Origin of the sequence: Thalassobius sp. Cn5-15 (assembly GCF_022347685.1) — a bacterium.
In the GTDB taxonomy this organism is placed as follows: Bacteria; Pseudomonadota; Alphaproteobacteria; order Rhodobacterales; family Rhodobacteraceae; genus Thalassobius.
Genome location: NZ_JAKRGF010000005.1, coordinates 24,504 through 42,039, shown reverse-complemented (window position 1 = coordinate 42,039; position 17,536 = coordinate 24,504). Strand labels below are relative to the sequence as shown.

Genomic DNA, 17,536 nt, shown 5'->3' with positions numbered 1-17,536 from the left:
AGGGTCACAACCAAAGACGCTTGACCCGCCGCCAACAGAAAGGTCAAAAATTTACGTAGGTTAGAGGGAGGTAAAGCTGCGAAGCGATGTTGAGGCGGACCCGAAAGTGCGAAGTTTTCGCGCCAAGGGGCTTTAAAATAAGGCTGCACCCCTACATGGACCGCCCAGCACACCAATCGCCTTTGAGTGGCATTCATCCGCCACCCACACGCCATACCTCCTCCCCCCCAAGCTTCGGTTGCCGCAGCGGCAACTTAACCCCTTTAAAAAGTGATGAGAGGCCCAAATGTCCCTTCCCACCGCCCTGCAGAACCTGCGAATTCCGCTCATCGGCAGCCCGCTATTCATTATTTCCAACCCCGATCTTGTCATCGCGCAGTGCAAAGCGGGAATCATTGGCTCTTTCCCGGCGCTGAATGCGCGTGAAAAAGACGGTGATCCGATTGAGCTGGAACGCTGGCTGACCCGCATCAACGAAGAGTTGGACCGCCACAATCAGGCCAACCCCGACACCCCTGCCGCGCCTTATGCGGTGAATCAGATTGTGCACCGCTCCAACGGGCGCCTGGAACGCGATGTCGAGATCTGTGTGAAACACAAGGTGCCAGTCTGGATTACCTCATTGGGGGCGCGGGTGGAAATCAATGAGGCGGCCCATAGTGTTGGCGGCATCACTCTGCATGATGTGATCGACAACCGATTTGCCAAAAAGGCGATTGAAAAAGGCGCCGATGGTCTGATTGCCGTCGCCGCTGGCGCGGGTGGCCATGCGGGCAGTCAGTCGCCGCTGGCGCTTATTCAGGAAATCCGCAGCTGGTTCGAAGGACCGCTGTTCCTGTCTGGCGCTATTGCGCGTGGGGATTCCATTTTGGCAGCGCAGGCGATGGGGGCAGACGGCGGCTATGCCGGTTCCGCCTTTATCGCAACCGAAGAAGCCAACGCGGATCAGCGCTACAAAGAGATGATCACCGAATGCGGCGCGGGTGACATTGTATATTCCAACCTGTTCACCGGCGTCTGGGGCAACTACCTGAAGCCTTCTATTGCTGCGGCGGGCATGGACCCGGATGCGCTGGAACGCTCTGATCCATCGGCGATGGATTTCAGCGGCAGCGATAAGCCAAAAAGCTGGAAAGAGATCTGGGGTTCCGGCCAAGGCATCGACGCCGTGAAGGAGATATTGCCAGCGGCGCAGTTGGTGGATCGCCTGGCACGCGAGTATGTCGCCGCGCAACAAAGACTGGCGGCGCAGTCCGCCCCCTATATGAACGCAGTGCGCTAAAGCACCATAGGCACGCGGATGGTTCAAAAGGGCGGCCTTTCGGTCGCCCTTGCCCCGTCATTCTTCAGGCCGCTACAGGCGTCACGAACCGCAGGCGCAAGGCGTTGCTGAGGACAAACACACTGGACAACGACATCGCGCCCGCTGCCAGCATCGGCGACAACTGCCAGCCGAACAGCGGATAGAACACCCCTGCAGCCACTGGAATGAGCGCCACATTATAGCCAAAGGCCCAAAACAGGTTCTGGCGGATATTGCGCATCACCTTTCGTGACAATTGCAGCGCGGTCAGCACCCCGCGCAGGTCCCCTGACATCAACACCAGATCGGCACTTTCAATCGCCACATCTGTGCCGGTACCAATCGCCAGCCCCAGATCCGCCGTCGCCAACGCGGGCGCATCATTGATGCCGTCGCCGACAAAAGCGACCACGCCATGCTCTGCGCGCAATGCCTCTAGCGCTGCGACCTTGCCCTTTGGAAGGACCTCGGCGATCACATGATCAATGCCCAAATCTTCGGCTATTGCATGCGCCGGAGCGGTATTGTCGCCGGTGATCATCGCTGTTTTGATGCCGATGTCATGCAAGGCCTTAATCACGGTGGCAGAAGTCTCCTTCACTGGATCGGACACCGCGATCACCGCTGCCAACTGGCCGTCAATGGCCGCATAAAACGGCGTTTTGCCTTCGCGCCCCAACCGTCCAGCCACCGCTGCGAAGGGGGCTATGTCGATCTTGCGCCGCTGCATCAAACGGTCGGCACCGACCATGACGCGCTGGCCTACGACCGTGGCTGCGACACCGTAGCCTGCCATCGCACCGAACTTTTCTGCCCGTGGCAGGTTGCTGCCCGCTGCGGCGACAATCGCCGCTGCGATAGGATGTTCAGAGGCACGTTCAACGGCGGCGACCAGACGTAACACATGATCGCGATCTAACCCTTCGACCACCTCGAAATCCGTGAGCGTTGGACGACCTTCGGTCAGGGTCCCCGTTTTGTCAAAGGCCACCAGCTGCACGTCCTGCAGCCGCTGCAGCGCGTCCCCCTTGCGGAACAACACTCCCAGCTCTGCCGCGCGGCCCGTGCCCACCATAATAGAGGTCGGCGTTGCCAGCCCCATCGCGCAAGGGCAGGCAATGATTAGCACTGCAACACCTGCAACCAACGCATGTGTCAGTGCCGGTGCAGGACCGAAGATCAGCCATGTCAGTACCGTCAACGCCGCCACCGCCAAAACCACCGGCACGAACCACATAGTCACGCGATCCACCAGCGCCTGAATAGGCAGCTTAGCGCCCTGCGCCTCCTCCACCATGCGAATGATCTGGGCCAGCATGGTATCCGCGCCCACATGGATGGCGCGGATCTGCAAGGCGCCAGTGCCATTCACTGTACCGCCAGTCACACGATCGCCAACCGATTTCGTCACCGGCAAAGGTTCGCCGGTGATCATGCTTTCATCCACTGGACTGCTGCCGTCAACAACCACACCATCCACAGCGATACGTTCACCCGGGCGGGTCAACAGTGTGTCGCCGGTGGCAATATCCTCAATCATCACCTCAACCGGCTGGTCGTTTTCCAGCCGCATCGCGGATTTGGGCCGCAGTCCAACAAGCGCACGGATGGCAGCGCCTGTGCGCCCCTTAGCCCGCGCCTCTAGCGTGCGCCCCAGCAGGATCAGCACGACAATCACCGCCGCACTTTCGAAATAAACCGCACGCACATCAGCGGGCAACAATGCGGGCAGGAAGGTGGCCACAGTGGAATACCCATAGGCAGCCAATGTGCCCAGCGCCACCAGCGCGTTCATATCCGGCGCGCCCCGCACCAGAGAGGGAATGCCTTTCTGATAAAACCCACGTCCGGGGCCAATCAGTACCAACGTGGTCAACACAAACTGCACCAGCCAAGAGGTCTGTGTACCAATAGTCTGCATAATCCAGTGGTGGAACGGTGGATAAAGATGCCCGCCCATCTCCATCACAAATACCGGCAATGCGAGAGCTGCCGCAAGCGTCAGGCGGCGCTGCAAATCGGCAGCCTCCTGCGCCTTGCGTTCGCCAAGATCCGCAGTGCCCGCCTCAGCATCACCAACCGGTGCACCGCTATATCCGACGTCTTTCAATGCTCTCAGCAGGGCATCCACACTTTGGCCGTCCGTCAGATCCACCTCTGCTTCTTCGGACGCAAGGTTCACACGTACGTCGATCACCGATGGCAGCGCACGCAAGGTGCGATCCACACTGCCCACACAGCTGGCGCAGGTCATCCCCTCAATACGCAAGCGTATGGTCGTCAACCGCGCCGGATACCCCCCAGCGGCCAACGATGCCACGATCTGCTCCACCTCTGCTGGAGCGTGATAGCGCAGTTGCACCGTCTCCGACGCCAGATTTACTTGCGCCGCCGAAACGCCGGGGATCGCCTGTAACAGACGTTCTACACGCCCAACACAGGCGGCACAGGTCATCGAGGTGACCGACAGCCGCAGATTATGTGCTTCGGTATCTGGCATAGCTGCCTCTCTGAAATCGTTCGTTCGCAATACGCTGTCCTCTTTCTGATAAAAGAGACCGTATCGTAAAGGTCAAGGTGCAGCGGTTGCTGACCGGCTGATCCGGCAACTTTGTCGCGGCTGTGCAGCCTGCACTTGACCTGCGCGGCCGGAGGGTGTCCACATCGCGCCAACGACGTAAGGACAGAGTGATGATTACATTCAACGTACCCACCATGCATTGCGGAAAATGCAGCGCAAAGATCAAAGCCGCCGTGCAGAATCTGGACCCGACCGCACTGCTGACATTTGATATGCAAGCCCGCACCGTTGAAGTCGACAGTGCCGACCCGGTCGAAGATCTGGCGCAGGCCATAACCGCTTCCGGCTTTGAGGCCACGCCAGCCTAAAGACGCTTCTGTTCAGGTCAGTTGAAACAGCTATAGGGCAGGAACCGCACGGGCGTGCCTGTTGTGATCTCTGCCGCTTCATGGGGCAGCTCGACCAAGCCATCCGCCCATGACAGTCCGCTAATGCGGCCCGACCCTTCGGATTTGAACACCTCAGCTTGGCCATCGGTGTTGAGGCGGGCGCGCAGAAACTCACGCCGTCCGGGCTTTTTCGATTTAGCGAAGGCCGCGGGCACCATGAACCCCTGCGGCTCCCGCCACGCCTGCCCCGCCATCACCCCCAACGCAGGGCGTGCAAACAACAGCGCAGTCACAAAGGCCGCAACAGGATTACCCGGCAGACCAAAGACCGGCAGCAACGCCTCGGCTGCAGGCCAGAGCCCCAGCGCCAGCGGGCGGCCCGGCTTGATCGCAATGCGCCAACTGTCTATCTGCCCCTCGTCGCGCAACAGGGCGGATACGTGATCCTCATCCCCTGTCGACACCCCGCCAGAGGTCAACACCGCGTCCACCTCTGCCACTGCAGAGGTCAACCGGTCGCGCAGCGCAGCGCGACTGTCGCGCACATGGCCAAGATCCACCGCGTGAAAGCCCCAGTCGCTGAGCAGCGACAAAAGCATGGGGCGGTTGCTGTCATAAATTTTGCCCGCTCCCATATCTTCGGGCGCGATCGTGCCGGGCATCACAACCTCATCACCATTGGAAAAAACACCGACGCGCAGCGGGCGATAGACCGGAACCTCTGCCAGACCCGCCGCAGCCAACAACGCGGCATCTTCAGGGCGCAAACGACGCCCTTTGCGCAGGACAACATCACCTGCACTGAAATCCTCACCCGCGCGGCGCAGGTTGGCCCCCTGCTTCAGGGGGCCGCGAAACTGTATTTTGCCGCCCGCGATCTCCACATCTTCCTGCAGCACCACGGTCTCCATCCCCTCGGGCACGATGGCACCTGTCAGGATGCGCAGCGCATGGCCGGCAGGCAATACGCCACCGTAGGGATCACCGGCGGCAGAGCGGCCATCAGCCAGAGGCAGTGTTACCAGCTCATCAAGTGCCGCCCCGGCGAAACCGTAGCCATCCACAGCCGAATTAGGCGCAGGCGGATTGGCCCTGAGCGCCACAATATCCTGCGACAGTATACGGCCCCGTATGGCGTTAAGCGGCACCAGATCTTCACCAACCACAGGTGTCACGCGATCGCGCAGTCGCGCCAGCGCATCCTCCAGCGGGATCCAGTTCACACCGGGCGGCAGGGCAAAGCAATCGTTGCGCAGTTTAGCGGTCATGTCGGCATCAGTCCCAGATCTTGCAGAATAAAAGTAGCAATCGCATCGTGATCATTAAGATCAAAGATCGGGCGGCCCAGATCCCCATGCGCCTCTGCCGGTTGATCAGAGGCCAGCGCGCGGATCGTCTGATCGGCCGTCGCAATCAAGGGCTGGCCCGCTGCTGCGCGGTGCGTTTCGATCTTGGGGTGAGGTTCGCGTTTATAGCCCTCGACCAATACCAGATCGACGTCGGAGAGTTTTGTCAGCATCTCAGCCAAAGGTGGTTCCTCTGCGCCGCGCAACTCATGCATCAACGCCCAACGGCTACCGGAAATCAACAAAACCTCCTGCGCGCCCGCTTCGCGGTGGCGGTAACTGTCACGCCCCGATTGGTCGACGTCGAAGCTGTGGTGCGCATGTTTCACAGTGGAGACGCGATAGCCGCGCGACGTCACTTCGGCCACCAGCCCTTCCATCAGGCCGGTTTTACCGCAGTTTTTCCATCCGGTGACACCATAGATCTTCATTTTATAGCCTTTGCACATGCCGCCATTGCGCGGGCTTGCTCCAGATCTTCTGGGGTGTTCACGTTAAAAAACGGCTCCATCGCGTAGCCATCAAACAACACCTCTGCCGCACCGTGGCGGCTGGTCCAAATCACCACCTTGCGCAGACCATCCTGCAATGCCGCCCGCAGATCATCGCGCAAGGCAACGGGCCAAAAGCCAAAGGTCGGCTGCCGAACCTGCCCCCGTTTTGGATCCATGCTGGCTGCCAGCGCTATCACTGCATCACCGCGCCCCTGGCCAAGCCGCGCCACAAGATCAGTCGGGAAAAATGGCGTATCGGCGGCGACTGACACGATATGCGTCGCGCCACGCTCTGCCGCCCAATCCATGCCTGCCAGAACGCCCGCCAAAGGCCCTGCGTAATCCGCGATGCCATCTGCCACGACAGGCAGCCCATAGGCATCAAAACGGCTGGCATCACCATTTGCGTTCAGCACCATGTCCCCCACCTGCGGGCGCAGACGGTCGATGACATGACCCAGCAATGTCGTATCACCTAGCGGCAACAGCCCCTTATCGCCGCCGCCCATGCGCGACGACAGACCACCGGCAAGGATAACGGCAGGTATCTGGCTACGCATCCCCTGCCCCCTTGCGCCGCGACTTTTTGGTATCCTCAGCCACCGCAGACAGATCGGCGTCATAAATCAACCGCTCTGCCCCACTGAGGCAGGTGAAACGTTTGCCCCGCATCCGGCCGATCAGCGTCATGTTCAGCTTGCGCGCCAGATCTACACCCCAAGCGGTAAAGCCAGAACGGGACACCAGTGTCGGGATCCCCATCTGAGCCGCCTTCAGCACCATTTCAGAGGTGAGGCGTCCGGTGGTGTAAAGGATCTTGTCCCCCGCCTCCGTGCCTTCGGCAAACATCCAGCCGGACACTTTGTCCACTGCGTTGTGGCGGCCCACATCTTCCATATAAACCAGCGGGCGGTCCTGTTGACACAGAACCGTTCCGTGGATCGCGCCCGCCTCAAGGTATAGACTGGGGGTCCGGTTGATCTGATGCGCCAGTGTGTAGAGCCACGAGGTACGCACCGGCGTTGCGGGCAAAGTCAGATCCTCCAGGCCCTCCATCATATCGCCAAAAACAGTGCCGACCGCACAGCCTGATGTGCGGGTCTTCTTCTTTAGCTTTTCTTCATAGTCGGTGGCGCGTTCGGTGCGCACCACGACGACCTCCAACTCCTCATCATAGTCCACACCGGTGACAACATCATCGGCCAAGAGCATGCCCTGATTGCGCAGGAAGCCCAGCGCCAGATAGTCAGGGTAATCGCCAATGGTCATCGCTGTGACAATCTCCTGGCTGTTGAGGTAGATCGTCAGCGGGCGTTCCTCCACAACCGAAATCTCCTGCGCGACGCCATCCTGATCCACACCGATGACAGCCGCTGTCAGGCCTGCACGGCTTGGGGTCGGCGCAACTATGTAAGTGTGTAATGTGTCGGTCACTTTTGCCAAGGGGCTAGTCCTGTTCAGTTCGGGCGCTGATCCACAGTTACGCCCTTTGGGTGGGAGTTCAAGCACTTCGCAGACTGTATCACAGCATGGACAAGGTAAGGGGCAAGTTCTACACAAGACGCATGACGGATAGATCGACACAGACACTGGACATTGACGCCCTTGGCCTATTGTGCCCGCTGCCGGTTCTACGGTTGCGCAAACGGATTCAGGGGCTGCCAACCGGGTCTGTTGTGACCGTTCTGGCCGATGATCCCGCAGCCCTGATCGACATACCGCATTTCTGCCATGAGGCAGGACATAGCTATGAAGGTGCCGAGGAACTGCCACCAGAGACGGCCAGCAGCGAGGGCAAGGCACCGTATCGCTACCGACTGGTGTTGGGCTGATTATTCCGCCGCGTTGAAGGTGAACAGCGCCTCGCCATTCAGACGGTAGCCGTTGATCAGCTCCTTGGCGATGTCCGAGACCAACCATGCCTCCAACTGCGCAGCCAGATCGGCCTTTACGTGCGGATGCAGCTCCACGCTCACTGGCAGGTAGGCATATTGATTGAACAGCACCGGATCCCCGGCGAACAAAAGTTCCAGATCGCCTTTGTTAGCAAATTTAAGCCAGCTGGCGCGATCAGACATCACATAAGCATTCATACCAGATGCGGTATTCAGCGTCGCGCCCATGCCTGCGCCTGCAGCCTTGTACCAGTTGGGGGCCAGCGCGGCCGCGTCGAGGCCAGCGTTTTGCCAAAGGCTCAGCTCTTTCTTATGGGTGCCGCTATCATCTCCACGGCTGACGAACGGCACTTCTGCGCCACGGATCGCCTCCAGCGCAACGGCGGCGTCAGCGGCATCTTTGATCCCGGCAGGGTCCGCAGCGGGGCCGATCAGCACGAAATCATTATACATGATTTCCGTACGGTGCGGCCCATAGCCACCGACAACAAAAGCCTCTTCAGCCGGTTTGGAGTGCACGAGGATCGCATCCACATCGCCCGCCTGCCCCAGCCGCAGCGCCTGACCAGTGCCGACGACCAGCAACTGCACCTCCAGATCCAGATCCGCCTTGATTTGCGGCAACAGCACATCCGACAGGCCGGAATTGTGGAACGAGGTGGTCACCGCCATGCGCATTGTATCCGCAAAAGCCGCGCCCGTGCCCATCGCGCTAATGGTCAAAACCAGCGCAGCGCAGCGCAGGGATTTGCCGCACATCTTCTCGGCAAATTTCAGTGTCATAGCAAAATATCTCCATTTACGAAGGCGCGGGCCTCTGCCGTGGCGGGTCCCTCAAAGAAAGTGTCAGCAGGCGCAGCCTCATGCACGCGGCCCTTGTAGATAAATAGAACATCGCGCGCCAAACGCCGCGCTTGGCCCAGATCATGGGTGATCATCACGATCCGCGTGCCGCTTGCGTGGGCGCGGTTTAGGATCGCCTCAATATCACGGATTGCGCCGCCGTCCAGACTGGCACAGGGTTCGTCCAGAAAAAGGATCTGCGGATGACGGATCAAGGCGCGGGCCAACGCCAGCTTCTGCCGTTCCCCCCCCGACAGAACCCATGCAGGTTTACCCAGGCTGTCGCCTAGACCCACATCCGTCAATGCCGCTGCCGCCCGATCTCGGGCCTCAACGCGCCGCGTTCCATGAACTGTCAGCGCGTAGGCCACATTGTCCAGCACTGACCGCCGCATCAACGTGGGATGCTGAAACACATAGGCCTGATGGGCACGCGACGTATCCTCATCTGCGGCCCAGGTCACGGTGCCTGTCGCTGGCCGTTCGAGCCCGTGCATCAACCGCAGCAGCGACGTCTTGCCCGCCCCGTTTGGGCCAAGGACGATGGTGAAGCCATCACGCCCCAATGTCAGGTCTATCGGACCAACCAGCGTGCGCCCACGCCGTTTGACCGTGGCAGCGCTGAGCTCTAGCGGCAAAATCCGAGAATGCGTTGCACTTACCATCGGCTGCTGACCTCCGTTCGGGAGGCAAAGTGGATCGCCAGATTCACCCCAATGGCAATGGCGATCAGCACAAAGCCAAGTCCCAGTGCCAGCGCAAAGTTGCCCTTGCCGGTTTCCAGCGCAATCGCCGTGGTCAGCACCCGGGTGGCTTGGTCGATGTTCCCACCTACAATCATGATCGCTCCCACCTCACCGATACCGCGTCCGAATCCTGCAAGGGCAGCGGTCAATAATGCACGGCGTGCGTCCCACAGCAGGGTCACAATACGCTGCCGTCTGGTGGTATTCAGCGAAATCAGCAAATCATGATATTCCGCCCACAACTCGCGCAGAGCCTGATGGGCGATTGACGCGATCAACGGCGTCAGAATCACCACCTGTGCGATGATCATCGCAGCGGGCGTGAACAGCAGGCCAAACACGCCGAACGGACCAGATCGCGACAGCAGAAGATAGACGATCAGCCCCACCACCACCGGCGGCAGACCCATCATCGCGTTCATCAGGGCAATCACACCGCGCCGCGCGCGAAAGCGATAAACCGCCAGCATCCCGCCCAGCGGCAGCCCAATGGCCGAGGCAATCAGTGTCGCGCTCAGCGTGACCTGCAACGAACGGGCCGAGATCTGCAAAAGATCCGGATCCAGGGTTGCTATCAAAAGGGCGGCCTGTCTCAAGCCTTCCCAGATCTCGGTCATCTCACACTCACTTTAGTCGCTATGGCGTTTGCTGGTCGCTACTGCCCTAACTTAACGGCATAATTTCGCCCGTGCGATGTGAGAAACGACAGATCATGCACGGTTTTGCAACCATACGCGGGGACCGGGACGGCAGACGACGCGGGCGATTTTAATCCAAGGCGGCGCGCGGCCCGTATCTTTCCTATAGTTCGAAAGGACCGCAAGATGCCCACCGCATGTCGTTTTCCCAAACCCCGCCTTACACCACAGCGCGCCGCACTTTTTGCCCTGTGCCTGAGCGTCACGAACCTCTTCCACACCGCCGCATCCGCAAACGACGCCCCACCGGCGGAGGTTAAATCCGCCTTGCCCGCCGCCGCAGAGCTTGGCGCGGCGAAGGTCCGTTGGTTTGGCTTGCCGATCTATGATGGTCGCCTGTTCACCACCAAGGCCGCCGCCTTTGACTGGCAGAAGCCTTTCGCGCTGGAACTGACCTATCAACGCGGGTTTTCTCAGGAACAATTGCTGACCGCCACCAACAAAGAGCTGATCCGGATGGAAGGGCGTCTGCCAGATCAGTCGATGATCGTCGAAAAGCTGACCCAGTGTTATCGCACCGTAGCCAAAGGAGACCGTTTCGTCGCTTTCGGTGCACGCAAAGATCGGATCACCTTTTTGTTTAATGGCCAACGGTCCTGCGATCTGGACCATCCGGACGTGCGCAAACGGGTGATGTCGATCTGGCTGTCGGATCAATCACGTGATCCTGCGCTGTCGCGAAAACTGCGTGGTGAGGAATGACGCGCGCGTCTTCTGCCGGGATCCCCTCTGGCCTCTACCCGCGTGTGGGGATATTTTCTGCAATCCTCGCCAGTGCAGGTCTGCCTCTTTACATTCACCTGCCCAGTTTCGCGGCCCGTGATTACGGGATGGATCTGGCGACGCTGGGCGCGGTGCTGATCACCATCCGGCTGATGGATCTGGTGCAGGATCCGGCACTGGGATGGATGGTCGACCGCTTTGCCCACCGTCGGCTGGCGCTGGCCAATCTGGGGTTGGGGGGGCTGGCACTGGGCTTTGCTCTATTGTTCGTGCTGCCACCGCTGTTGGCGCCCGTGTGGTGGATGCTGTTGGCGCTGGTGGTTGTCTTCACCAGCTATTCGCTGTTGCAGATCCTGTTCTATGGTCAGTCGGTGCTACTTGCTGGCGCGGCGGGGGACCAACACCTGCGACTCGCAGGCTGGCGCGAAGCGGGGCTGCTTGCCGGTGTGTTGATTGCGGCCAGCGCGCCGCAGCTGCTCATCGCGGCGCAGCGCGTGGCACCCTATCGCGATTTCGGCCTGTTGCTTATTGCGCTTATCGCGGCTTGTGCCCTGCTGACGCCGATGCTGTGGCGCCCCCGCGCACGCCCGGCATCCTCGGGAAGCCAAATCGCCTGGCGCCGCCTGATGCAGCCTGCTGTTCTTTGGCTCTTGGCGCTTGGGTTGTTGAACGCGCTACCAGTAGCGCTGTCGTCGACGTTGTTCGTGTTCTTTGTCGAGGATCAGTTGCAGATACCGCAACTCACCGGCCTGTTCCTGATCCTGTTCTTCGTTGCAGCAGGCGTCGCGGCGCCGCTATGGTCGCGCGCTGCACGTCATTGGGGACCACGCAACGCCTTGTTGGCAGGGATGATCCTGGCGATTGTGGGATTTGGCTGGGCCGCCAACCTACCCGCAGGGTCAACAGCGGCCTTTGCAGTGGTCTGCCTGGCCTCTGGCGCGGCCTTGGCTGCGGACATGGTGATCCTGCCTGCTGCCTTTGCAACCGTACTGGGCCGTATGGATCTGCCCGAAGGATTAGGCTTCAGCCTGTGGACCTTCGCCGCGAAACTGGCCCTAACGCTGGCGGCCGCTGTCGCGCTACCGGCGCTGGCTTGGGTGGGCTATGATCCAACCAGCACTCAAACGCCGCAGCCTGCGGCCCTGAACGCACTGGCATTGGCCTATGCGTTGATCCCCTGCCTGCTGAAATTGCTGGCGATCGCATGGCTATTTGCCCTGCCCAAAGGGCTAATCGATGGGCGCAAAAGCGCAGAAAATAGATCACAAAAACGTGTTTGAAATCATTTCCACTGCTTGCTTAGCCTCGCATCCCAGCGTTTCAAGGCCTAAATCACGCGAAAACCGCAGATCCAAATCCCAAAATGCCCCGTAACGGTCTCAGATGTCCAACAGGCATCGCAGTTAGAACCCAACCCGGAGTAGACACAATGATCCGTGCAACCGCATTCGCAATCGCCACCCTGCTGGCCAGCCCCACCTTTGCTGACGGCCATTCCAAAGACATCGTAGACACTGCAATGGGCGCTGGTGATTTCACCACCCTTGTTGCTGCCGTGAAGGCCGCCGGTCTGGTGGACACATTGAAGGGCGACGGCCCCTTCACCGTATTTGCCCCGACTGATGCAGCCTTCGCTGCCTTGCCCGAAGGCACGGTTGAAACCCTGCTGAAGCCCGAGAATAAGGATCAACTGGTCGCCATCCTGACCTACCACGTTGTGCCCGGCAAGGTGATGTCCACCGATCTGCAGGACGACATGAAAGCAACCACCGTACAGGGTGGCGACATCACCATTGATATGGACAATGGGGTGATGGTGAACGACGCCAATGTCGCAGCCGCTGATATTGCCGCCAGCAACGGCGTGATCCATGTGATCGACAAGGTTATCCTGCCCGGCAGCTAAGTCAGCCCCCCCAAATCGACAAACAGGGGAGCAGGACCTTCCCCATAGCGCAGCCCCCCTGTCAAAGACTCGCCGTCGCAAACGGCGGGCCTTTTTAGTTGCGCAACGAAAAACGCCGCAGACGAGCTGCGGCGTTTTTTGAAGTCTTTATTTTGCGATCAACCGCCGAAGTCGTCCAGCATGATGTCTTCGCGGTCGACACCCAGATCCAACAGCATGTTGATCACCGATTGGTTCATGATCGGCGGACCACACATATAGAATTCGCAATCCTCAGGCGCGGGGTGGTTTTTTAGGTACTCTTCCAGCAGCACGTTGTGGATGAAGCCGGTGTAGCCTTTCCAATCGTCCTCTGGCAGGGCATCAGACAATGCCACGTGCCATTCAAAGTTATCAAACTCGTCGGCCAGCGTGTCGAAATCTTCGACAAAGAACATCTCTTTCTTTGAACGCGCCCCGTACCAGAAGGTGATCTTGCGATCACGGTTTTCCAGACGCTTCAGCTGGTCGAAGATGTGGCTGCGCATCGGCGCCATGCCTGCACCACCACCGATGAAGACCATTTCCTTCTGAGTCTCACGGGCGAAGAACTCGCCAAACGGACCAGAAATCGTGACCTTATCACCCGGTTTCAGGTTGAAGATGTAGGACGACATCTGACCCGGTGGGATGCCTTGCGACCCCGGAGGCGGCGAGGCCACACGCACGTTCAGCATGATCAGACCCTTTTCATCAGGGTAGTTCGCCATGGAATAGGCGCGCTCAATCGGCTCAGCCACGGTGGATTCATACTGCCACAGGTTAAATTTATCCCAGTCTTCGTGGTACTCTTCACCAATGTCGAAGTCTTTGTAGGACAGTTTGTGCGCAGGTGCTTCGATCTGGATATAGCCACCCGCACGGAAGTTTACGTCTTCGCCTTCGGGCAGTTCCAGCACCAGATTTTTGATGAAGGTTGCGACGTTGTCGTTGGAACGCACGGTGCATTCCCACTTCTTCACGCCGAACACCTCTTCGGGCACTTCAATGTTCATGTCCTGCTTGACCGCAACCTGACAGGACAAACGGTCGCCACAGGCGGCTTCACGTTTGGTGATGTGGCTTTCTTCAGTCGGCAGGATCGACCCGCCGCCCGAATGGACCTTCACACGGCACTGCGCGCAAGTACCACCGCCACCACAGGCCGACGGTACGAACAACTTCTGATCGGCCAACGTCTGCAGCAGTTTACCGCCTGCGGGCACAGAAACGGTTTTCTCACCGTTGATGGTGATTTGCACGTCGCCGGTGGACACCAGCTTCGAACGGGCCGCCATAATGATCGCCACCAGCGCGATAACGATCAGCGTAAATAGGATGATCCCCAGAGCAAAAGTTTCCATTCCAGATCTCCTATCAGAGTTTCACGCCGCTGAATGACATGAAGGCAAGCGCCATCAGGCCAGCGGTGATGAAGGTGATGCCAATGCCCTGCAGGCCATCGGGGATATCGGAATACTTCAGCTTTTCGCGCACACCAGCCATTGCGGTGATTGCCAGTGCCCAACCGAAACCGGAGGAGACACCGTAGGTCGCAGCCTCTGCCAGATCGTAACCACGTTCCACCATGAACAGCGACCCACCAAGGATCGCGCAGTTCACCGTGATCAGCGGCAGGAACACACCCAGCGCGTTGTAGAGCGGCGGGAAGTATTTATCGAGAACCATTTCAAGGATCTGAACCAGCGCGGCGATCACACCGATGTAGGAAATCAGACCAAGGAAAGTCAGGTCTACATCAGGGAAACCGGCCCATGCCAGCGCGCCGGGCGCCAGCAGGTAGGTCAGGATCAGGTTGTTCGCTGGCACGGTGATCGACTGAACGATCATCACCGAAATCCCCAGACCAATCGCGGTCGAAATCTTCTTCGACACGGCGATAAAGGTACACATGCCCAGGAAGAAGGACAGCGCGAGGTTTTCAACAAAGATCGCTTTGACCGCGAGGGAGAGCAGCGCTTCCATCAGTGGGCCTCCACAACTTGAATTTTGTATTCACGCTCTTCCACCTGTTCCGGCTTCAGCGTGCGGAAGGCCCAGATGATCAGGCCAATGATGAAGAAGGCCGACGGCGGCAGTAGAAGCATACCGTTCGGGACATACCAGCCACCGTTGTTCACGGTTTCCAGAATGGTCACACCAAACAGCGATCCCGCACCGAACAGTTCGCGGATCACGCCAACCATCATCAGGATCAGACCGTAGCCCATACCGTTGCCGATACCGTCAACGAAGGAGGCGATCGGCGGGTTCTTCATTGCGAAGGCTTCGGCGCGGCCCATCACGATACAGTTGGTGATGATCAGACCCACAAAAACTGAAAGGGTTTTGGAAATCTCAAAGGCGTAAGCCTTCAAAACCTGATCCACCATGATCACCAATGATGCGATAATCACCATCTGCACGATGATACGGATCGAGCTGGGGATCTGGTTGCGGATCATCGAAATGAACATCGACGAAAACGCCGTCACCAGCGTCACCGCGATGGACATCACAAAGGCCACCTGCAACGACGAGGTCACCGCCAGCGCCGAACAGATGCCCAGAACCTGCAGCGTAATCGGGTTATTGTCGACCATCGGGTCGATCAGCAGTTCTCTTTTGGTTTGTGCCATCAGATTTCTCCTGCTTTGAGATTGGTCAGGAAGGGGGCAAAGCCCGCTTCGCCCATCCAGAATTTCACCAGATTGTCCACACCGCGCGATGTCAACGTGGCACCGGCCAGCGCGTCTACGTGATACTCAGCCCCTGCGGCAGGCACCGATTTGGCAACGGTGATCTGCAGCATGCCGTTTTCATCGGCCAGCTTCTTGTCACGCCACAGCGATTTCCAACGGGGGTTGTCCACCTCTGCGCCCAGACCGGGGGTTTCGGCATGGCTATAGAACTGCAGACCGTAGATGTCGTTGCCGTTCTCTTCCAGCGCGATGAAACCGTACAGCGTGGACCACAGGCCATAGCCGTGGATCGGCAGGATCACCTTGTCGATGGCACCTGCATCGTCACGCAGCAGGTAGACGGTGACAAACTGCGACTTGCGGCCAATCGCGGCCGGATCGTCGGTCAGCGCAACCGAGGTGTCGGGGTTGTCAGCAGAGGCGCGATCGTCAAAGGTTTTGGCGTCGAACTGATCGGTGAAACGACCGGTTTCCAGTTCCAGCACATGCGGTTCAAAGGCGGCAAATGCCTCTGCCACATCAACGCCTTTCTCATAGACACCCGCGACCTGCAGAATGTTGACCTGCTTATCTTTCAGCTTGTTCACCTCCTGCGCGGGGCGCAGGGCAACAGCGACGGCCGATACGATCATCGACGCGACCAGACACAGGGTCACGGCCACAAACAGGGTCTTGGGCAGCGTATCCGCCGGCATCGCCAGAAAGCGACCGATGGCACCTTTGGGAGCAGTGTTTTGCACGTTCTGATCCTCAGACATTGCGACGAGCCCTCCGCTTGATGTTGGCCTGCACGACGAAGTGGTCGATCAGCGGTGCAAAGACGTTGCCGAACAGGATTGCCAGCATCATACCTTCAGGGAAGGCCGGGTTGATCACACGGATCATCACCACCATCACGCCAATCAGTGCGCCGTAGATGTAGCGGCCCACGTTGGTGTGGCTGGCCGACACAGGTTCGGTCACCATGAACACCAGACCAAAGGCATAACCGCCCACGACCAGATGCCAGTACCACGGCATTGCAAACATCGGGTTGCTGTCAGAGCCAATCAGGTTCAGCAACAGCGAGAAGCCGATCATGCCCCCCAGACAGCCCAGAACCAGACGGAAGTTGGCAATGCGGGTCACCAGCAGGAAGGCCAGACCGATCAGACAGGCCAGCGTCGAGGTTTCGCCGATGGAACCAGGGATCGTCCCGATGAAGGACGAGGTCCAGGTCAGACCCTCAGCCGCCAGTGCTTGAACGCCATCTGCGGCGGTCACAGCCAGTGCGGTTGCACCGGTGAAGCCATCCACAGGCACCCAGATCGCGTCACCCGACATCTGCGCCGGATAGGCGAAGTAGAGGAACGCACGGCCTGTCAACGCAGGGTTAAGGAAGTTTTTACCAGTGCCACCAAAGACCTCTTTGCCGATCACAACACCAAAGGAAATCCCCAGCGCAACCTGCCACAGCGGCGTGGTTGCGGGCATAATCAGAGCATACAGCATCGAGGTTACGAGGAAGCCCTCGTTCACTTCGTGACGACGCACTGTGGCAAACAGCACTTCCCAGATACCGCCAACCACAAGCGTGGTGATGTAGATCGGCAGGAAGTACAACAGACCGTGCAGGAAGTTCGCCAGCGGGTTCTGCGGGTTAAAGCCGATGCCGAAAAATTCAATCAGCGCCGCACGCCAGCCGGTGGCCGGGAAATCAGCAAGCGCGGTATTGGCCTGCAGACCCACGTTATAAAGGCCCATGAGGATACAGGGGATCGTCGCGATGACCACATAGGTCATGATCCGCTTCATATCGACATAGGACCGTGCGTGAGGCGCGGCGGTGGTTACGGTTTTCGGGGTGAAGAGAAAGCTCTCGACCATTTCGTACATGGGGAAGTACCGCTCATAGCGGCCACCCTTAACGAAATGGGGCTCGATGCGATCAAAGAAACTGCGGACGCCCAAGC

At 59.1% G+C, this 17,536-nt stretch carries 19 protein-coding genes; 6 read left to right on the top strand and 13 right to left on the bottom strand.

What is annotated here, in order from left to right; genetic code table 11:
• Positions 1-286 precede the first annotated feature (286 nt).
• Positions 287-1,282 (top strand): nitronate monooxygenase family protein, encoded by a 996-nt coding sequence (locus MHM86_RS11970; protein ID WP_239199804.1) that lies wholly within the window; start codon positions 287-289, stop codon positions 1,280-1,282.
• Positions 1,283-1,346: 64 nt separating this feature from the next.
• Here the strand turns inward: MHM86_RS11970 and MHM86_RS11965 are convergent, their stop codons facing one another.
• Complete coding sequence (locus MHM86_RS11965) at positions 1,347-3,803, bottom strand: heavy metal translocating P-type ATPase (protein WP_239199801.1); 2,457 nt, start codon at positions 3,801-3,803, stop codon at positions 1,347-1,349.
• A gap of 191 nt (positions 3,804-3,994) precedes the next feature.
• On the opposite strand from MHM86_RS11965, the gene MHM86_RS11960 reads away from it, so the two are divergent.
• Entirely contained in the window at positions 3,995-4,192 is a 198-nt protein-coding gene (locus MHM86_RS11960) for a heavy-metal-associated domain-containing protein (protein ID WP_239199798.1), read from the top strand.
• A gap of 17 nt (positions 4,193-4,209) precedes the next feature.
• Here the strand turns inward: MHM86_RS11960 and MHM86_RS11955 are convergent, their stop codons facing one another.
• Genes MHM86_RS11955 through MHM86_RS11940 form a run of 4 tightly spaced genes read right to left on the bottom strand, consistent with a single transcriptional unit; the run spans position 4,210 to position 7,496 of the window.
• Positions 4,210-5,481 (bottom strand): molybdopterin-binding protein, encoded by a 1,272-nt coding sequence (locus MHM86_RS11955; protein WP_239199795.1) that lies wholly within the window; start codon positions 5,479-5,481, stop codon positions 4,210-4,212.
• Positions 5,478-5,990, bottom strand: a complete 513-nt coding sequence (mobB, locus tag MHM86_RS11950; protein WP_239199792.1) for a molybdopterin-guanine dinucleotide biosynthesis protein B — start codon at positions 5,988-5,990, stop codon at positions 5,478-5,480. The genes MHM86_RS11955 and mobB overlap by 4 nt, the downstream gene beginning before the upstream one ends.
• Positions 5,987-6,613, bottom strand: coding sequence for a molybdenum cofactor guanylyltransferase MobA (gene mobA / locus MHM86_RS11945; RefSeq protein ID WP_239199789.1), 627 nt, complete (start codon positions 6,611-6,613; stop codon positions 5,987-5,989). Before mobA ends, mobB begins: the two co-directional genes overlap by 4 nt.
• Positions 6,606-7,496 carry a formate dehydrogenase accessory sulfurtransferase FdhD gene (locus tag MHM86_RS11940; protein WP_239199786.1) on the bottom strand — a complete coding sequence of 297 codons (891 nt, stop codon included), beginning with the start codon at positions 7,494-7,496 and terminating at the stop codon, positions 6,606-6,608. The genes mobA and MHM86_RS11940 overlap by 8 nt, the downstream gene beginning before the upstream one ends.
• Before the next feature lie 122 nt (positions 7,497-7,618).
• On the opposite strand from MHM86_RS11940, the gene MHM86_RS11935 reads away from it, so the two are divergent.
• Complete coding sequence (locus MHM86_RS11935; protein WP_239199783.1) at positions 7,619-7,885, top strand: sulfurtransferase TusA family protein; 267 nt, start codon at positions 7,619-7,621, stop codon at positions 7,883-7,885.
• Here MHM86_RS11935 and MHM86_RS11930 read toward each other — a convergent pair whose 3' ends face one another.
• The 3 genes from MHM86_RS11930 to MHM86_RS11920 form a co-directional block, all read right to left on the bottom strand.
• On the bottom strand, positions 7,886-8,656 hold the full coding sequence (locus MHM86_RS11930; RefSeq protein ID WP_239200356.1) for a substrate-binding domain-containing protein: 771 nt from the start codon (positions 8,654-8,656) through the stop codon (positions 7,886-7,888). It lies immediately after the preceding gene.
• Between the two features lie 71 nt (positions 8,657-8,727).
• Positions 8,728-9,456: an energy-coupling factor ABC transporter ATP-binding protein gene (locus MHM86_RS11925; protein ID WP_239199780.1), complete on the bottom strand. Its 729-nt coding sequence runs from the start codon at positions 9,454-9,456 to the stop codon at positions 8,728-8,730.
• Positions 9,450-10,154 (bottom strand): ABC transporter permease, encoded by a 705-nt coding sequence (locus tag MHM86_RS11920; RefSeq protein ID WP_239199777.1) that lies wholly within the window; start codon positions 10,152-10,154, stop codon positions 9,450-9,452. The genes MHM86_RS11925 and MHM86_RS11920 overlap by 7 nt, the downstream gene beginning before the upstream one ends.
• Positions 10,155-10,361: 207 nt before the next feature.
• Here MHM86_RS11920 and MHM86_RS11915 point away from each other — a divergent pair, with 207 nt between their 5' ends.
• The 3 genes from MHM86_RS11915 to MHM86_RS11905 all read left to right on the top strand — a co-directional run bounded on the left by MHM86_RS11915 (position 10,362) and on the right by MHM86_RS11905 (position 12,864).
• Positions 10,362-10,937 (top strand): hypothetical protein, encoded by a 576-nt coding sequence (locus tag MHM86_RS11915; RefSeq protein WP_239199774.1) that lies wholly within the window; start codon positions 10,362-10,364, stop codon positions 10,935-10,937.
• The gene (locus tag MHM86_RS11910; protein WP_239199771.1) at positions 10,934-12,238 is read left to right on the top strand and encodes an MFS transporter; all 1,305 of its coding nucleotides are present in this window, start codon (positions 10,934-10,936) and stop codon (positions 12,236-12,238) included. The genes MHM86_RS11915 and MHM86_RS11910 overlap by 4 nt, the downstream gene beginning before the upstream one ends.
• 149 nt (positions 12,239-12,387) lie before the next feature.
• A complete protein-coding gene (locus MHM86_RS11905) occupies positions 12,388-12,864 on the top strand; it encodes a fasciclin domain-containing protein (protein WP_239199768.1) in 477 nt (158 codons plus the stop codon).
• A gap of 158 nt (positions 12,865-13,022) precedes the next feature.
• On the opposite strand, the gene nqrF is transcribed toward MHM86_RS11905, so the two are convergent.
• Genes nqrF through MHM86_RS11880 form a run of 5 tightly spaced genes read right to left on the bottom strand, consistent with a single transcriptional unit; the run spans position 13,023 to position 17,534 of the window.
• Complete coding sequence (gene nqrF, locus MHM86_RS11900) at positions 13,023-14,246, bottom strand: NADH:ubiquinone reductase (Na(+)-transporting) subunit F (RefSeq protein ID WP_239199765.1); 1,224 nt, start codon at positions 14,244-14,246, stop codon at positions 13,023-13,025.
• 13 nt (positions 14,247-14,259) lie between these two features.
• Positions 14,260-14,868 (bottom strand): NADH:ubiquinone reductase (Na(+)-transporting) subunit E, encoded by a 609-nt coding sequence (gene nqrE, locus MHM86_RS11895; RefSeq protein WP_058318173.1) that lies wholly within the window; start codon positions 14,866-14,868, stop codon positions 14,260-14,262.
• Positions 14,868-15,521 carry an NADH:ubiquinone reductase (Na(+)-transporting) subunit D gene (locus tag MHM86_RS11890; RefSeq protein WP_239199762.1) on the bottom strand — a complete coding sequence of 218 codons (654 nt, stop codon included), beginning with the start codon at positions 15,519-15,521 and terminating at the stop codon, positions 14,868-14,870. Before MHM86_RS11890 ends, nqrE begins: the two co-directional genes overlap by 1 nt.
• Complete coding sequence (locus MHM86_RS11885; RefSeq protein ID WP_239199759.1) at positions 15,521-16,342, bottom strand: Na(+)-translocating NADH-quinone reductase subunit C; 822 nt, start codon at positions 16,340-16,342, stop codon at positions 15,521-15,523. Before MHM86_RS11885 ends, MHM86_RS11890 begins: the two co-directional genes overlap by 1 nt.
• Positions 16,335-17,534: an NADH:ubiquinone reductase (Na(+)-transporting) subunit B gene (locus MHM86_RS11880; protein ID WP_239199757.1), complete on the bottom strand. Its 1,200-nt coding sequence runs from the start codon at positions 17,532-17,534 to the stop codon at positions 16,335-16,337. Before MHM86_RS11880 ends, MHM86_RS11885 begins: the two co-directional genes overlap by 8 nt.
• Between the last annotated feature and the right edge of the window lie 2 nt (positions 17,535-17,536).

Excerpts from the sequence above, each read along its gene's own strand:
- MHM86_RS11970 (WP_239199804.1), top strand. The coding sequence starts at position 287 with ATGTCCCTTCCCACCGCCCTGCAGAACCTGCGAATTCCGCTCATCGGC.
- MHM86_RS11965 (WP_239199801.1), bottom strand. The coding sequence starts at position 3,803 with ATGCCAGATACCGAAGCACATAATCTGCGGCTGTCGGTCACCTCGATG.
- MHM86_RS11960 (WP_239199798.1), top strand. The coding sequence starts at position 3,995 with ATGATTACATTCAACGTACCCACCATGCATTGCGGAAAATGCAGCGCA.
- MHM86_RS11955 (WP_239199795.1), bottom strand. The coding sequence starts at position 5,481 with ATGACCGCTAAACTGCGCAACGATTGCTTTGCCCTGCCGCCCGGTGTG.
- mobB (WP_239199792.1), bottom strand. The coding sequence starts at position 5,990 with ATGAAGATCTATGGTGTCACCGGATGGAAAAACTGCGGTAAAACCGGC.
- mobA (WP_239199789.1), bottom strand. The coding sequence starts at position 6,613 with ATGCGTAGCCAGATACCTGCCGTTATCCTTGCCGGTGGTCTGTCGTCG.
- MHM86_RS11935 (WP_239199783.1), top strand. The coding sequence starts at position 7,619 with ATGACGGATAGATCGACACAGACACTGGACATTGACGCCCTTGGCCTA.
- MHM86_RS11930 (WP_239200356.1), bottom strand. The coding sequence starts at position 8,656 with ATGGGCACGGGCGCGGCTTTTGCGGATACAATGCGCATGGCGGTGACC.
- MHM86_RS11925 (WP_239199780.1), bottom strand. The coding sequence starts at position 9,456 with ATGGTAAGTGCAACGCATTCTCGGATTTTGCCGCTAGAGCTCAGCGCT.
- MHM86_RS11920 (WP_239199777.1), bottom strand. The coding sequence starts at position 10,154 with ATGACCGAGATCTGGGAAGGCTTGAGACAGGCCGCCCTTTTGATAGCA.
- MHM86_RS11915 (WP_239199774.1), top strand. The coding sequence starts at position 10,362 with ATGCCCACCGCATGTCGTTTTCCCAAACCCCGCCTTACACCACAGCGC.
- MHM86_RS11910 (WP_239199771.1), top strand. The coding sequence starts at position 10,934 with ATGACGCGCGCGTCTTCTGCCGGGATCCCCTCTGGCCTCTACCCGCGT.
- MHM86_RS11905 (WP_239199768.1), top strand. The coding sequence starts at position 12,388 with ATGATCCGTGCAACCGCATTCGCAATCGCCACCCTGCTGGCCAGCCCC.
- nqrF (WP_239199765.1), bottom strand. The coding sequence starts at position 14,246 with ATGGAAACTTTTGCTCTGGGGATCATCCTATTTACGCTGATCGTTATC.
- nqrE (WP_058318173.1), bottom strand. The coding sequence starts at position 14,868 with ATGGAAGCGCTGCTCTCCCTCGCGGTCAAAGCGATCTTTGTTGAAAAC.
- MHM86_RS11890 (WP_239199762.1), bottom strand. The coding sequence starts at position 15,521 with ATGGCACAAACCAAAAGAGAACTGCTGATCGACCCGATGGTCGACAAT.
- MHM86_RS11885 (WP_239199759.1), bottom strand. The coding sequence starts at position 16,342 with ATGTCTGAGGATCAGAACGTGCAAAACACTGCTCCCAAAGGTGCCATC.